Genomic DNA, 16,808 nt, shown 5'->3' on the forward strand with positions numbered 1-16,808 from the left:
CGTAAAATTTAAGCCAAATTAGCCCGCTTGTTCACTACTGTTACGACATAGCAAATAATAAATCGCAGAAGCCGCCAAGGTACAGATAGCCATTGCATATAACATCGGGCGCTCACTCGTCACCGCAATATGCGATAACATTGCGCCAACCACAGAAGCGATACCAAAACGTGCGGTTCCGGCTAAACCGTTTGCCGTACCTGCCATTTGCGGGTAACGATCTAAAATCGCCGCCGTTGCATTACTGCCGATGGTCGAAAGCATTCCCACATAAAATGGAATACCTAATGCCATCGCCCAAAAGCCTAATTGGAAGACGGCGACACACGCAAGCCAAATGCCGGCTAATAATTGAACGAGCAAGCCGATTTTCAACATTTTTTCTGAGCCGACTTTTACCACAATACGTCCATTTAGTGCAGTCATTGCTACCATCACAATCATATTTAGACCGAAGAAATAACCGAAATATTCCTGTGATACGCCGTGAATACCAATATAAACTAACGAGCCTGAGGTTAAAAAGCAGAACAAACCGGCAAAAGTTAAGCCCCCAACTAAAACATAGCCTAATACGCTTTTGTCCGATAACAATTTCCAGAAGTTTTTAAAGACGATACCGAATCGTAGCGGTTGGCGTTTTTCTCGAACTAATGTTTCGGGGATTTTCCAACTGATCAAGAACACACAACTGACACCCATAAATACTAAGGTGTAAAAAATCGAATGCCAGTGAAAATATTTTGCAATATAGCCACCTAAGATCGGTGCTAATAACGGAGCGAGCATTGAAATGATCATAATAACTGACATCATTTGAGCAAACATATTGCGATCAAATAAATCTCGAACTAAAGCCCCCAATACTACGGCAGGTGTCGCTGCACAAAGCCCTTGAATTAATCGTAATAGATAGAAGTTCTCGATTGTCATTACTGCGGTAAGGAAATAGGCGGCAACCGCTGAACCGGCAAGCCCGAATAAGATAATCGGCTTACGTCCGAAACTATCAGCTATCGGTCCCCAAAATAGCTGACCAACTGCAAAGCCAAAGGTAAATACCGCTAATGTCGTTTGTACTTTTTCCTGAGAAACTTGTAAATCACGTGCAATATCAAGGAATGAAGGCAGATACATATCAATCGCCAACGGCGGTAGCATCGCCATCATTCCTAAAATAATAAAAAAGCACGGATGCGGTCTTTGGCTTGCCATTAAAAACTCCCTATTTCTTGTTCGGTCAACGGACGATATTCGCCCTCTTCAAGGCTTTCATCTAACACCACATCACCAATACGCCAGCGATGTAACGCCTCTACTTTATTACCTAAAGCGGCAAACATACGTTTTACTTGATGATAACGCCCTTCGCTAATGGTTAAATTCACATTATAATCGTCAATAATTTCCATTTGTGCCGGTAAACAAGGCTCACGTTCACCGCGTAATAAAATCCCTTCCGCTAGTTTTTCCGCATAAAAATCTTCCACCGGATCAGCAAGCGTTACTAAATAGGTCTTTTCACAATGGTGTTTCGGCGAAGTAATGCGGTGTGACCATTTACCGTCATCCGTCAATAAAACCAAACCGGTTGTATCCACATCTAAACGTCCTGCGGTATGCAATTTAGTCATCAGCGGATAATCAAAAAATTGAAAGACTGTCGGATATTCGCCGTCATCATTTGAACAGATATAGCCTTGCGGCTTATACAACATAAAATATTGTCCTTCATCCACCCATTCTAAACGTTCGCCCTCGTAACAAATTTCATCGGTTTCATTGATTTGTGCCGAACCGCTTTTTACTGTTTTTCCGTTAACTGTCACTAAACCGCTTTTAAGGGCTTTACCAGCTTGAGAACGAGTTAGCCCCGTATTTTCGGCAATAAATTTATCTAAACGCATAATTTTCTCTTGAATATAAAGGAGAGAGCCAACTTATTGGCATTGGACAAATGGAAAGCGGTCAAAAATACTTAATATTTTGCAAATTTTTCTCTGATTTTGACCGCTTATAGATTGGGGATTATAGCATAATTTCTTGCACAAACGGGCTATCTAAATCGGCAATAGGTAAGTTAGAACCTTTCCAAGGGCGTATTAACTGGTATTGCATCAGATCTAGCGTATCTAAACCGGGTGTTGTTTGAGGCGTATATTGTTGTGCAAAACGAGCCAGTTGAGTTAAAGCTAAACTGGATTCAATACTGGAACTGATAACCGCGATAAGTCCTTGTTGATGAGCCTGCTCAATTAAACGAATACATTTTTGTAACGAACCGACTAAGGTTGGTTTAATCACAATAGCGGTCACATTCGATTCATTTTTTACCACAAAATCCAGTTCTCGTACTGTTTCGTCCCAAGCGATCGCAATACCGGATTCTTGAGCAAATTGGCGAGAAAGTTCCGGCGTTTTGCACGGTTCTTCAATAAACTGGATACGACTTTTATGTTCACTTGCAATTTTTTCGGCAAATTTAACCGCTTTCTCAAGCGTCCAGCCCCGATTAGCATCTAGACGTAACTGCAAATCAGGTAAGGCTTCCAACAACATATTGGCAATTAAGCCGTCACGATTGGCTTCATATAAACCAACTTTCATTTTACCGACTTTCTCACCTTCAATCGCATTTAACTCTGTATATAATTCGTCCGGATCACCATAGCAAAGTACCGCCGCACGGTAATTCCCTTGCTCGCCAAGCTCTCCGTTTAATTCCGCTAAGGCACAACTTAATCCAAATGCAACAGAAGGAGAATAATTATCTAAGTGATCCGCTTGCTCTTTTAACCATTTATCGATCCAAATTTTGGCTTGTTTCTCCGCCTCATCTAACGTTTCAATACTAAATTCCGGAAGCGGTGCAATTTCACCCAACCCCATTTTATCCTCAACCTGTAATACGACAATCAGTCCTTCTCTTTGTTTTAATCTGCGATTACGTAGGATCACACCAGTTTCAACCGGTAATTGATAGCGATAAAGTTTCGCTTGTTTCATCACGATTTTCCTTTTATTTACGCCATGAGATCTTTATGTGTTCTTTGCATTTTAACGTCAATATAGCTACAACTCGGCTTAATTTTTAAATGATTCTGTTCTGCGAAGGCAATTACCGCTTTATATAATTCACCGGCAATTCCCTTCCCCTGAAACTCAGCCTCCACTTTTGTCGTAAATACATCAATCACGGAATCAGAAAGATAACGATAGCGTAATCGCCCCATTTTTTGATGATTCTGATCTATATAAGCGATTTCAAAATTCTCTTTATCGTGAATAATTTGCATAGTATTTTCCTCTCATCTTTATATCATGGCATTCCTATGACGATTTTTGCTTATTTGCCTACTTTTTGCAAATTTAAACAACGACTAAACAAAACTTTTGGAATAAAGCAATCGTTTGCGTTATAATTTAAACCGATTTTTTATGTTTACCTCATCTTTTTATACAAAGGAAAAATAATGGCTATTCAACAAGCATTACTCAGCGTGTCTGACAAAAAAGGGATCGTAGAATTTGCACAAGGGCTTGTCGCTCGTGGCGTAAAATTACTCTCTACAGGCGGCACAGCAAAACTTTTAGCTGAAGCAGGTTTACCAGTCACAGAAGTATCCGATTATACCGGTTTCCCTGAAATGATGGATGGCCGTGTCAAAACCTTACATCCGAAAGTGCATGGCGGTATCCTTGGTCGCCGCGGCACAGATGATGAAGTAATGAATCAGCACGGTATCGAGCGTATCGATATGGTGGTAGTAAACTTATATCCGTTTGCGGCAACGGTTGCGAATCCAAACTGTACTTTAGCGGATGCGGTTGAAAATATTGATATCGGTGGTCCGACAATGGTCCGTTCTGCGGCGAAAAACCATAAAGATGTGGCGATCGTGGTAAATAATAACGATTTTGATGCCATTCTTGCCGAAATGGATCAACACCAAAATGAATTAACTCTTGAAACACGTTTCAATCTCGCAATTAAAGCATTCGAGCATACTGCACAATATGATTCAATGATTGCGAACTACTTCGGTAAACTTGTCCCACCATATCAAGGTGCAGAGGAAGAAGATTTAACACAAGTCTGCGGTCAATTCCCTCGTACTTTAAACTTAAATTTCGTCCGCAAACAAACCATGCGTTACGGTGAAAACTCACATCAAAATGCGGCGTTCTACGTTGAAAATGAAGTGAAAGAAGCTTCTGTTTCAACCGCAAAACAATTACAAGGTAAAGCGCTTTCTTATAACAATATTGCGGATACCGATGCGGCACTTGAGTGTGTAAAAGAATTTGCAGAGCCGGCATGTGTGATTGTGAAACACGCTAACCCTTGTGGCGTTGCATTAGGTAACGACATTTTAGAAGCGTACAACCGTGCTTACCAAACTGACCCAACATCAGCATTCGGCGGTATTATTGCTTTCAACCGTGAGTTAGACGGTGAAACGGCACAAACAATCGCAGAACGTCAATTCGTGGAAGTGATTATTGCCCCAACGGTTTCAGAAGCAGCAAAAATAGCACTTGCGAAGAAGAAAAATGTGCGTGTCTTAGAATGTGGTGAATTTACTCAAGCACAAAAACGTTTAGACTTCAAACGTGTAAACGGCGGTTTATTAGTGCAAGATGCGGATCAAGGCTCGGTTTCAATTGATGATTTACAAGTGGTATCTGAACGTAAACCAAGCAAAGAAGAGCTTGAAGACTTACTATTCTGCTGGAAAGTGGCAAAATATGTGAAATCAAATGCAATTGTCTATGCGAAAAACGGTCAAACTATCGGTATCGGTGCTGGCCAAATGAGCCGAGTCTATTCAGCGAAAATTGCTGGTATTAAAGCGGAAGACGAAGGCTTACAAGTTGCAGGCTGTGTAATGGCTTCAGATGCGTTCTTCCCATTCCGTGACGGTATTGATGCGGCGACTAAAGTTGGCATCACTTGCGTCATCCACCCGGGTGGTTCAATGCGAGATCAAGAAGTGATTGATGCGGCTAACGAACACGGTATGGCGATGGTATTAACCGGTATGCGTCATTTCCGCCACTAATTCTGTTTGAACAAGCGGTCTATTTTCTCTAAAACGTTGTAAATTCTCCTCCGTTCTAATTAAATTGCGAAAAATAAAAGAAAATAGACCACTTTCTTTCGGCCTCATCCATAAAAAAAGCGAGATTTCTCTCGCTTTTTTAGTTTGAATTAACTAGTTAATTCCGTATTGCTCTGTATAAGGAATTAAACCTTTTTTCAGCATCTTACGTACGCCGCTACTATAATTCGTACCAAAGCGTAATTCAAAATTCACCCCGAACTTATTATCGTAGTATAAATCTTTAATCGTATCAGCCGCACCAATTGGTGTAGTCGTGAGTTTGCGTGCTACATAGATATTAGCACTCCAACAGCAGGTGTTGTAATTCATCGAAAACTGAGTTTCTACCGGTTTTCTTAATGCAAGATCACGATAATGGCTTGCCATAAATGCGATTTTATCGGTTAACTCCCAACCGACAACGGCACCAACTTGTTTAATATCTTGTCCGTATCTATTGCTACGTAAGTTCTGATCAATATAAGCCTTACTTGCAAAACGATAATTTAATTGAACCAGTTTATCCTGACTCGGTTTATATTGTAACGATGTATTCGCTAATGACGTTTGGTTTAAACGTGTATCATATTGATAAGCACCGTGCCAATTCCATTTAGGATGGAATTTCCAGTTAGACTCCAATGCCCAAGAGGATGAACGTCCGGTTGTTCGGAAATCATCTGAAATTTTAGATGGACTCAAATAATACATTTGACCCCCACTAAAATTGAATACCTCTTCACCGGTTTTGTCGCTATAGAAACGAGTCGTACCGCCGGCTGTTAAACGATTTGCAGATGAAATACGATCTAAACCGCTAAATGCACGATCATTAAAGAAACTATAGAAGTCCTGTTGTAATAATGTCGAATCATAACCAAAACTAACACTTCGATTTAAACTTGAACCGATATTACTTTGGTCTTTATATGGACGATAAACATATTGGACACGAGGTTCAAAGGTTTGATTAAAGCCTTTAAATAATTGCTTATCCGCCTCTAATACCGTTTGAAGATCAATTTTAATCTGAGGAATCACACGGCTCACATTTTTATCAACATTCTCGGCTTGATTACTACTGCCTTTCTCTTGAATATAATGCGTTGCATAAAGTTTTGTTTCGACATTTAAACTGCCATAGCGATTTGCAAATGGGAAATTCAGTGTCGGTTCAATATGAAAACGCCACGCTTCCGGCATAAGTTTACTGTCATTTTCAAAACGTGCCGTTTGAGCAAAGAGTTTAAAATTCCCGCCTTTCACCAAATCATCTTTGTAGTAATTAAAATCAATTTGCGGTAAGACACGGTATGGACCGATATCCAAATCATCGAAAGTTTGAAATTTCTTACCAGAAATCGATAAATTATAGTTTGGTTGATAATAACCTAATTTAAATTGTTGTGTCGCATAGCCATCAGTACTACTACCGTATTCCGAATCAAAATCAGAGAAATAACGTTTATCGCTGACTTTAGTATAGTCCACAAATAAACGCCAATCGCTTAAGAAACTCATATTATGACGCCAGTGCATCAAATAACGTTTACGATCATTATCATCCGTTTTATATTCGTCTAAACGATCTTTACCCATATATTCACTTGCAATAAGCCCTTCGCCCAAATGCGTTAAATAACGAAATTCAGGGCTAATTTGCCAGCCTCGGCGAGAATAATAGGTTGGTGTAATCGTTGCATCCATATTTGGTGCAATGTTCCAATAAAACGGTTGAGAATAAGTAAAACCATTTTTACTCGAACGACTGAAATTTGGAATCAACAAACCTGAACGGCGACGATCACCGATTGGAAATTGTAAGTAAGGTGAATAAAACACCGGCATACCTAATACTTTAAAGCGTGCATGCCAAATCTCCGCATATTCCTCATCAATATGCTGAATCATTTCATTACCTTCAATCGCCCAAGAATCATCATTCGGCAAACAAGCAGTAAATGTCGCATTTTTTAAGATACGTTTATTTTTACTGAATGAACCGCTTTCAGCAGTACCTCGTCCTTGACGACCAACTAATTGAAATTCGGTATTCTGTAAATCGGCTGTATCAGCGGCTATATTCATTGAAGCATCACGACCTTTCGCTTGAATAAGATTATCTTGATATTGATAATTCCCTCTCAAAAATGCCATCTGAGCTTTTCCAGCATCTTGTTCTACCCGAACTTCATCGGCAAGAATCGAACGGTTACCTTGCTTAACGCTGACATCTCCGGTATAGGTAGCATCTTTCGGCTGATTAATTACCGCACTATCCGCCTCAATCTCAATTGGCATCATCGTCTGATCGCCTTGAACCTCTTCACCTTGAAAATGAGGGACACCTAATAAGCATTGTTCTCTCAAATCCGCTTGGGCATACTGAGCATAGAATGCAGTCATCATTGCAACGGAAAGAACACTATAACGAGTTTTCATAATAGTTCCTTGTTGATTTCCAGATATATCACTATACCTTTTACTTAAATAATTCTTGAAAATTGTTGTCTTTTTGCAAGCTGTCTTGAATATACGTCAAAACACAAACAAATATTACGAATTAACAAACGACCTCGTGGCGAAACAACAATACTATTTTCGTTAATTTCCAATAAACCGTCTTTTGCCAATGGTTCTAATAGTGCTAAGTCCTCAGCAAAATACTGTTTAAAATCAATGTGATATTCAGCTTGCAAGCGGTCAAATTCCAACTTAAAGTTACAAATCAGTGCTTTGATCACATCACGGCGAATACAATCGTCTTTACTTAACGCTAAGCCTTTATGTAACGCAATACCATGTTCTTCAACGTTTGCATAATATTGCTGCAATTCTTTATGGTTTTGTGCATAAGTATCGCCAAGTAAACTAATTGCCGACACACCCATACCTAATAAATCACATTCTTCCTGAGTAGTATAGCCTTGGAAATTACGATGTAATACGCCTTGTTGCTGTGCAATTGCCAATTCATCATCCGGTTTAGCAAAATGGTCCATACCAATAAATTTATAACCGTTACTACCTAAAAACTCGATGGTTTTCTGCAGAATAGTTAATTTGGTTTCCGGTGCCGGTAACATATCGTCTTTAATTTTGATTTGGGCGACAAAACGGCTTGGTAAATGTGCATAGTTGAATACGCTCATACGATCTGGGTTCAGCTCAATAACACGCTCAAGCGTATACATAAAGCTCTCGACATTTTGTTTTGGTAAACCATAAATCAAATCAATATTGGTGGAAGTGAAACCAAGCTCTTTCGCACGTTTCATTAAAGCAAAAATGAATTCTTCATCTTGCTCACGATTTACCAATTTTTGCACTTCTTTGTTGAAGTCTTGAATCCCCATACTGATACGGTTAAATCCAATGCGACACAAATGATCCAACATATCCAATTCAATTTCACGCGGATCCATTTCAATACTGATTTCAGCGTCATCGCTCACATTAAAATGCTTACGTAACATCGCCATTAAACGCTCTGATTGCGCTTCATCCAAATAAGTTGGCGTACCACCGCCCCAGTGAATTTGGGTCACGGTACGATTTGTGAAAAGTGAAGCTCGTGTTTTAATTTCCTTTTCAAGATAATCCAAGTAAATATCTACTTTATGACGATGACGAGTAATAATTTTATTACAGGCACAGAAATAACATAACTTATGGCAGAATGGGATATGTACATAAAGTGATAAAGGACGATTCGGATAACGAGTAGCTACGCTTTAAAATCATCGTCATTGTAACTTTCGTTAAATTCTAATGCGGTCGGATAAGAGGTATAACGAGGACCGGACTGGTTATATTTTTGGATAAGGGCTAAATCCCAAATAATGTCTGACATTGGCTTTCCTTCAAAAATGATATCACGCACTATAATGTGAGTTTTAAATGGTCGATATCAATCAATAATTGCTGACATTCCGCTTTAATCTGCTCTTCCAATTCAACTTCTTTTGATTGTCGAAGCAGATCTTGCTTCATACGCTCATTACGTTTTAACGCCTTACGTTCGTCTAAAATCGGCATATTTTCCACAATCTGATACAGTTCCCACATTGCCGAATATTGACTTAACGGTTTACCCAACACATCGAGTAAGGGCTTTAAACGAAGCACACCCTCCGAAAAATCACATTGTTCGGATAACATCGCACGAGCAATTACATCAATACTATCAATAATACGTTCAAAACGTGCTTTCTTTGCCTGTTCCGCTTGTTCTAATAACGCTTTATTTTGAGCGTTTTGTTTACGCAATTTAAACAATAAATAGGTCGCATAACCAGCCATTGAAAACACAATTAATATCGCAAGAATAATGAGAAAAAATCGAATCATACGTTTTTATTCATATTATCTAAACTGATTAATATCCATTGTTTCAAATTGACGGAGTAATGCATCACCGTTATCTTCGTCTTCATCTTGGATACCTAATTCGGTCATTAACTCATCAATACGATCTAAACACTCATCGACAAATTGTTGATCTTTAGCCGATAACGTTTTACCCGCTTCGATTTCATCTAATAATTGATTTAAGATCTCATTGTTCTCTAATTGTTCAAGTTCTAATTCCGGCGATAAATGTGATTTATATTCTTCGACTGCAACTGGCTTAATGATTTGTCCTTTTTCTGGTTTATTCACAAATTCGACCATAAGTGGCACTTTTTTACGGCTACCGATACGAGGATCTTTTACTTCTTTTACTACCGTTTTTTTCTGCTCTGCCGGATCAACATTACGCGAACCGGTCGGCAAGCCTTTATGTTTACGCTTTTTCTTTTCTTCACGGGCTTTGGCGTCAAGTTCATAACGGGTAGGTTTACGGTTTTTACCACCGCTTAATTTTGGTTGTTCCGGTTTTTTATCTGCTTTTCGAGCAGGCATAATGTCGGTAATACGACGTGTTTTTTTCGAGCGACTCATAATATCTATTCTTTTCTATAAAAAATTAAACGATTATTCTACAAGGAATCTGATTTGCTGAACAGAGAAGAAATGAAAATAGCGGTCGGATTCATCGAGAATTTTGCAAAAATCTCACTAAATCCGACCGCTATTCAATTAATTAGCCTAACTTGCCGTCCAAAGTAGAATAGCGAGTAATTGAGGTAAGATAATCCGTAAGAACATCACAAGCGGATATACCGTTGCATAAGAAAGTGCAGTTGCACCGTGACCGTCTTTAATTTCATTAGCAAAAGCTAATGCAGGTGGATCGGTCATCGCACCGGATAATAAACCGCATAATGATAGATAATTCATTTTGCCGTAAACACGAGCGACAAATCCGGTTACAATGAGCGGAATAAAAGTAATAATCGCACCGTATCCCATCCATGAAAGCCCCTCGGGGCTAAGTAACGTATCAAGGAAATTCGCTCCGGCTTTTAAGCCAACCACAGAGAGGAATAGAACAATACCGATCTCACGTAATGCTAAGTTAGCACTTGGTGGCATAAACCAATAAAGTTTACCGATACTACCAATTCGAGCAAGAATTAACGCTACAACAAGCGGACCACCGGCTAAACCTAATTTTAATGCGACCGGGAACCCTGGAATATAAAGCGGTAGAGAACCAAGTAACACGCCTAAACCAATCCCAACAAAGATCGGTAACATTTGTACTTGTTGCAGTTTCTGGTGTGCGTCACCAATAATCGCTCTGACCGTTTCAATATCTTCTTGATGACCAACCAAATTTAATACGTCACCGAATTGTAAGGTCATTTCACCATTTGGTACTAATTCCACCCCAGCACGGTTTAAACGAGAAATCACCACTTCGTACTTACCTTTCAGCATTAAATGGCGAATTTTTTTACCGAATACATTTTCGTTGGTTACGACTGCTCGTTCTGAACGGAAGCAAGTACCTCGAGTGGAAAGAGAAACATTCGCTTCTTCACCTAAAATCAATTGCATTTTAGATAACGTGGCTTTTTCACCGACTAGATGTAATACATCCCCCACTTTTAATACCGTATCTACATTCGGCACAATTAATTCATCCTCACGTTTTAAACGAGAATAAATCACTGTATGTGATTCAAAATCAGGGATTTCTTTTAATTTTAAACCACCTAAGTTAGGATTCGTCAAACGCACATTAAGCGTATCCAATCCCTCTTTCTTTTGGTTTTGGTTTTCGTCAAACTCTTTGGCTTCTTTATCAATATTCACTTTAAATATGATCCGAATTAACCACATAGAAAGTAAAATACCAATAATCCCAAACGGATAAGCAATTGCATAGCTCATCCCCATGACTGCGGTAATATTATCTCCGCCAAGTTCAGTTAGAACTTGTTGACCGGCACCTAAAGACGGTGTATTAGTGACTGCACCGGAAAAAATACCTAAAATGACCGGTAACGGTACATCAAATAATTTATGAATTAGTGCCACTAATACACCACTTATTGCGACAATCATTACTGCAAACCCATTCAGTTTTAATCCTGATTGGCGTAATGATGCGAAAAAGCCCGGGCCGACTTGAATACCGATTGAATAAACAAACAGAATCAATCCGAATTCTTGGATAAAATGTAAGGTATGTGCATCTAATTTAATGCCGTAAAGATTGGTACAATGCGAAACGATGATTCCACCAAATAACACGCCACCGATACCAAGCCCTACGCCTTTAATTTTGATGTGCCCTATCCATAAACCTAATACTGCAACTAATGATAACAAGCTGACAATAATGGCTATATCACTCATTTTTGCCTCCAAACAATAAAAATTACTTATTAAATTTTAGCAAAATCGACTCCAAAAAAATGAGAACTAACTCAAGAAATTGGCAAATACCAAGCCTATAATATGATCTTCCTCAAAAAATTTTCACTTATTTAATAAGTTTTTTTAATTCGAATAATAAATTAATTTATAGATACCTTTGACAAATGATTTCTATTGTTCTAGTATCGGGCAATCATCATTTTTAAACATTCATTTAACATTTTAGTAGAGGAGCACCTATGGAACCAATAATTCTGAATGGTTACCACACATTGATTGTCGCAACGCTCGTACTTTTAGTCGGACGTTTTTTTGTAAGTAGAATCAAATTTCTGCAGGACTTCAATATTCCGGAAGCGGTAGCCGGCGGTTTAGTTGCGGCAGTTGTTATTCTTTGCTTATATCATTGGATGGGACTTTCTTTCCAATTTGAAAAAAGCCTACAAAACGCCTTTATGTTAGCATTCTTCTCATCTGTTGGTTTATCTGCTGATTTCTCTCGTTTAAAACAAGGTGGTATGCCTTTAGTTGTCTTCCTTGCAGTTGTTGGTGTATTTATTATTATTCAGAATGGTGTCGGCGTAGGGCTTGCAACTGTATTAGGCTTAGATCCGTTAGTCGGTTTAATTACGGGGTCAATTACTTTAACCGGTGGTCATGGCACCGGTGCCGCATGGGCAAAAATTTTCTCTGAACAGTATGGTATTACCGGTATTATGGAAATGGCTATGGCATCAGCAACCTTCGGTTTAGTTGCCGGTGGTTTAATTGGTGGTCCGGTTGCTCGCCGTTTAGTGAATAAAATGAAGAAAGATCGCAAACAGGGTGTAACTAAAAAAGTCGATACTTCCGCAGAACAATATGATGATAATACCTTTGAATCTGCAGATACTATTCGCTTTATCACATCAAGTTCAACTATCGAAACGATGGCATTATTTGCGACTTGTTTAGCATTCTCGTCAGTAATGGCAAATGCTTTCCCGGATTTAGGTTTACCACAATTCGTTTGGGCATTGGGTTTCGGTGTGGTATTACGTAACGTATTAACTAAAGTGTTTAAATTTGATATGTTCGACCGTGCCATTGACGTATTTGGTAACGCATCATTAAGTTTATTCTTAGCAATGGCATTAATGAGTATCAAATTATGGGAATTATCCGGATTAGCAGGTCCATTACTCATTATCTTACTCGTTCAAACCATTGTGATGATTATATACGGTTACTTCGTCACTTTCCGTGTCATGGGCAAAGATTATGATGCGACCATTTTAACTGCCGGTCACTGTGGTTTCGGTTTAGGTGCAACACCAACTGCGGTCGCCAATATGCAATCTGTGACAGAAACTTTCGGTCCGTCACACAAAGCATTCTTAATCGTACCATTAGTCGGTGCTTTCTTCGTAGACCTTTTAAACTTAGGTGTGATTACTTGGTTTATTGAGTTCTTACGTTAATCTTTTAAATATATAACACAAAGGGGCGACTTTTATAGTTGCCCCTTTCGTTTATAAATAAGAATTAATGATAAGTTTTACTAAATTTTTGATAAGCCGTCAAAAACCGCTCAAAATCTTCTAAGCCACAAAATGCGATACTTTCTTGATCATAAAACTGAAAACCATCTTCCATTTGCTCCTCATCAAATGCATCATCTAAATTATTCGCTTTGACCATAACCTCATCACAATCCAAAAATAGGCTATATTCTTTTCCTTCGATCACACATTCGTAATGATTCGGATAAGTCGCTCGGCATTTCTCGATTTCAGCAAAAATATTGCTCAGCTCTTTAGGATTTTCAGTTATTTCCGTATTTAACCAACGCGCAAACGCTTCGTGATCCATTGAACATTTTGCGACAACACCGTGAATCGAATGTGTAAATTGATATTCCATTGCAAACTCCTTGAATGGGTAAATTTACCTTATTATAACGGAAAATAAGCGGTTAAATTGACAAAATTTTTTGCAAATCTAACCGCTACCTGATCTTACCCAAAAATTCGTCGCCAAATGTACGCTACAAAAGCACGCTCTTCAACAAATTCATCTGCACTTACCACACTTGGTCTACGCAATAAATTCAAATGATGAATACGATTTCGGATAGATGTATAGCAATGTTTCAGTCTTTCTCCGTCAGCAGCGGATAAAATCCCACATTCCACCGCCGAATCAAAAATACGTACATTATCCGACCAAACTGCCATTTGCGGATATTGATGAGCATATTCCAACACTAAACATTGTGCGACAAATTCAATATCTGTAATACCGCCTTTATCTTTTTTCAGATCAAAATAATCATTATCGCTATGGCTTAAATGTTGATACATCTTATAACGCATTTCGCAGATTTCTTGGCGTAATTGACCGCTTTCACGCGGCATTGCCAAAGTTTCACGGCGAATCCGCTCAAAGGTTTGCACCAGCTCTTGCGAACCATAAACACAACGGGTACGTACTAATGCTTGCGATTCCCAAGTCCAGGCCTCATTTTGCTGATAACTCTCATAAGCATTCACCGTACTGACTAATAAGCCTGCTTCACCGGAAGGACGCAAACGCATATCCACTTCATAAAGCACACCGGCACTGGTATTTAAGTTAAAAATCGAATTAATTTTTTGTGCTAATTTTAAATAGAACTGATGACTTGAAATGGATTTTCTCGCCCCAGTCGTTTCACTCTCTTGCGGTGCATTATGCAAAAAGACCAAGTCTAAATCTGAATTATAGCCAAGCTCAATACCGCCTAATTTCCCATACGCAATTACTGCAAAACCTTGTTCTGCATCCGTTAAATGATTCGGCACACCAAAACGCTGTGATAGAGATTTCCACGCCATATTGACTACTGCACCGATAATCGCTTCCGCCAAATAAGTAAGATGATCGCTAATTTTCATTACCGGTAATACACCTAAAATATCCGCTGCCGCAATATGCAAAATTTGGCTCTGCTTAAACTGGCGTAAGGCATCAATCAAGGCTTCCTCATCTTCTTCCGGAATACGAATCAAATAGTCATTCAATGCAACTTTGTACTGATTCAACTCAATCACTTGTGTCAGGCTATTTTGGATAATGAGTTCGTCTAACAACATCGGATAATGAGCGATTTGCTCGGCAATCATAATCGATTGACTACACAAGGTAATCAGAAGTGGTAGGATTTGCTCTCTTTCTTGCAAAAGTTCCAAATAGGTAGTTCGCATAGTAATTTTATCAATGATATTCAACATACGCGGCAATACCACCAAATAATCTTCTCGGCTACAAACCATATCTAAAATTTTTGGCATTAATTTTAGTAAGACATTTCGCCCACGCACGCCAATCGGGCGTTTTACCCAATCCTGAAACATACCGGAAAGCTGTCTAAAAATTTCATGGTAATCATTCTGGCTAACCGGATAATCATCCAAAACCGCCGCCAAATCTTCTTCGCTGATTTGATAATGTAAAATATCCTGCCAAACCGCTAATTTTTCATTAAGCGGTGATTCTTCATCGTCCTCTTCTTCGCCGATAATTTGATTAAATACCGCTCGCACATTTTGCTGATGTTGTTCCAGTACCTGTAAAAAGTCTTGCCAAGTATGAATATCATGTTCAACAACAAGCGGTTGATTTTCCGCATTTTTTTGCAAATAAGATTGGCAAGCAAACATAATCCTTACTCGGTCTTGTTCATCGGTCGGCAACGTTTGCGTTTGCTTATCATCAATCGCTTGCAGTACATTTTCGACCTGACGATGGAAGATATAAGCCTCATATAATTGCTGAGTTTGCTGTTCGGTGAGCAATTTCAATTCAGCTAGACGAGGCAAAACACGCAATAAACTCCGTTCTTGGAGGATTTTATCCCGCCCGCCTCGCACCATTTGGAAAGTCTGTACGATAAATTCAATCTCTCGAATACCACCCGCCCCGAGTTTAATATTGTCAGTTAAATGGCGGCGTATCACTTCTCGGCTGATTTTCTGTTTCATCTCTCGTAATGATTGAATCGCACTGAAATCCAAATAACGGCGATACATAAACGGGCGTAGCATTTGGCGTAAATAGCGATGATTAATATTCTGCGGATCTTCGCCTAAAATTTTGGCTTTGATCATCGCATAGCGTTCCCAATCTCGCCCTTGTTCCTGATAGTAATCTTCCATTGCGGCAAAACTCAGCACTAACGCGCCGCTATCGCCAAACGGACGTAAACGCATATCGGTACGATACACAAAACCGTCTAACGTGATTTCATCTAATGCTTTAATTAAACGCTGTCCTAAGCGAATAAAGAATTTGCTATTTTCAATCGGTTTACGACCGCCTACCGTTTCGCCAGCATCCGGGTAAGTAAAAATCAAATCAATATCCGAGGAAAAATTCAGTTCTCGTCCGCCTAATTTGCCCATACCCAAAATCAGTAATTCTTGCGGTTCGCCCAGTGAGTTTATCGGCGTGCCGTATTCTTCGCGACAACGTTTAAACAACCAATCTCTTGCACCGATAATTAATGCTTCTGCCAAATCCGATAAGTGTTCGAATACAAACTCTACGCTGGCAAGTTTATTCGATTGCAGAAAACTGAGTGCTTGCCATTTCACGGTGACGAAACAAACGTAATTCTTGTGCTAACTGAGCTTCATCTTGTACCAAGGCTAAAACAGTGACTAAACGCTCTGTATAATTGCCGACATTGGCGATAGACGGATATTCCGTTAGCCACGTTTGCAATAATTGCGTACGCTTTTTTAGTGTTTGTTGCACAAAATTTGACATCCCCACCGCGATAGCAAGCGGTCGAATTTTATCAGCATTTTGCAAATCAGATTCACTTACTAGATCGGAAAGATTAGTTTGAGCGAACATATGATGCCTCTTCAGAAATTGGACGAGAAAAAGGCACAAACGAAACCGCTTGTG

At 39.2% G+C, this 16,808-nt stretch carries 11 protein-coding genes and 2 pseudogenes; 2 read left to right on the top strand and 11 right to left on the bottom strand.

The window, feature by feature from the left end:
* Positions 1 to 18 precede the first annotated feature (18 nt).
* The 4 genes from NYR89_RS05150 to NYR89_RS05165 all read right to left on the bottom strand — a co-directional run bounded on the left by NYR89_RS05150 (position 19) and on the right by NYR89_RS05165 (position 3,296).
* Positions 19 to 1,215 (bottom strand): Bcr/CflA family multidrug efflux MFS transporter, encoded by a 1,197-nt coding sequence (locus NYR89_RS05150; protein WP_279446609.1) that lies wholly within the window; start codon positions 1,213 to 1,215, stop codon positions 19 to 21.
* Positions 1,215 to 1,907, bottom strand: coding sequence for a 16S rRNA pseudouridine(516) synthase RsuA (gene rsuA, locus NYR89_RS05155; RefSeq protein ID WP_279446610.1), 693 nt, complete (start codon positions 1,905 to 1,907; stop codon positions 1,215 to 1,217). The genes NYR89_RS05150 and rsuA overlap by 1 nt, the downstream gene beginning before the upstream one ends.
* Before the next feature lie 121 nt (positions 1,908 to 2,028).
* A complete protein-coding gene (gene menC / locus NYR89_RS05160; RefSeq protein ID WP_279446611.1) occupies positions 2,029 to 3,006 on the bottom strand; it encodes an o-succinylbenzoate synthase in 978 nt (325 codons plus the stop codon).
* Positions 3,007 to 3,023: 17 nt separating this feature from the next.
* The gene (locus tag NYR89_RS05165) at positions 3,024 to 3,296 is read right to left on the bottom strand and encodes a GNAT family N-acetyltransferase (RefSeq protein WP_279446612.1); all 273 of its coding nucleotides are present in this window, start codon (positions 3,294 to 3,296) and stop codon (positions 3,024 to 3,026) included.
* Between the two features lie 177 nt (positions 3,297 to 3,473).
* Between NYR89_RS05165 and purH the strand changes: the two genes are divergently transcribed.
* Positions 3,474 to 5,063, top strand: coding sequence for a bifunctional phosphoribosylaminoimidazolecarboxamide formyltransferase/IMP cyclohydrolase (gene purH / locus NYR89_RS05170; protein ID WP_279446613.1), 1,590 nt, complete (start codon positions 3,474 to 3,476; stop codon positions 5,061 to 5,063).
* Positions 5,064 to 5,216: 153 nt separating this feature from the next.
* On the opposite strand, the gene lptD is transcribed toward purH, so the two are convergent.
* From lptD to NYR89_RS05195, 5 genes and pseudogenes are all read right to left on the bottom strand, one after another.
* Positions 5,217 to 7,547: an LPS assembly protein LptD gene (gene lptD, locus NYR89_RS05175; protein WP_279446614.1), complete on the bottom strand. Its 2,331-nt coding sequence runs from the start codon at positions 7,545 to 7,547 to the stop codon at positions 5,217 to 5,219.
* Positions 7,548 to 7,591: 44 nt separating this feature from the next.
* Positions 7,592 to 8,958: pseudogene (hemN, locus tag NYR89_RS05180) on the bottom strand (oxygen-independent coproporphyrinogen III oxidase).
* 29 nt (positions 8,959 to 8,987) lie between these two features.
* Positions 8,988 to 9,455: a DUF2489 domain-containing protein gene (locus NYR89_RS05185; RefSeq protein WP_279446615.1), complete on the bottom strand. Its 468-nt coding sequence runs from the start codon at positions 9,453 to 9,455 to the stop codon at positions 8,988 to 8,990.
* Positions 9,456 to 9,470: 15 nt separating this feature from the next.
* Positions 9,471 to 10,049 (bottom strand): Der GTPase-activating protein YihI, encoded by a 579-nt coding sequence (gene yihI / locus NYR89_RS05190; protein WP_279446616.1) that lies wholly within the window; start codon positions 10,047 to 10,049, stop codon positions 9,471 to 9,473.
* A 147-nt stretch (positions 10,050 to 10,196) separates the two neighbouring features.
* On the bottom strand, positions 10,197 to 11,855 hold the full coding sequence (locus tag NYR89_RS05195; RefSeq protein WP_279446617.1) for a putative transporter: 1,659 nt from the start codon (positions 11,853 to 11,855) through the stop codon (positions 10,197 to 10,199).
* Positions 11,856 to 12,115: 260 nt separating this feature from the next.
* Between NYR89_RS05195 and gltS the strand changes: the two genes are divergently transcribed.
* On the top strand, positions 12,116 to 13,336 hold the full coding sequence (gltS, locus tag NYR89_RS05200) for a sodium/glutamate symporter (protein ID WP_279446618.1): 1,221 nt from the start codon (positions 12,116 to 12,118) through the stop codon (positions 13,334 to 13,336).
* A gap of 64 nt (positions 13,337 to 13,400) precedes the next feature.
* Here the strand turns inward: gltS and NYR89_RS05205 are convergent, their stop codons facing one another.
* Complete coding sequence (locus NYR89_RS05205) at positions 13,401 to 13,778, bottom strand: YacL family protein (protein WP_279446619.1); 378 nt, start codon at positions 13,776 to 13,778, stop codon at positions 13,401 to 13,403.
* Positions 13,779 to 13,873: 95 nt separating this feature from the next.
* Positions 13,874 to 16,754, bottom strand: a pseudogene (gene glnE / locus NYR89_RS05210) (bifunctional [glutamate--ammonia ligase]-adenylyl-L-tyrosine phosphorylase/[glutamate--ammonia-ligase] adenylyltransferase).
* Positions 16,755 to 16,808: the final 54 nt, after the last annotated feature.

It is taken from the genome of Actinobacillus arthritidis (genome assembly GCF_029774155.1).
Lineage (GTDB): Bacteria > Pseudomonadota > Gammaproteobacteria > Enterobacterales > Pasteurellaceae > Actinobacillus > Actinobacillus arthritidis.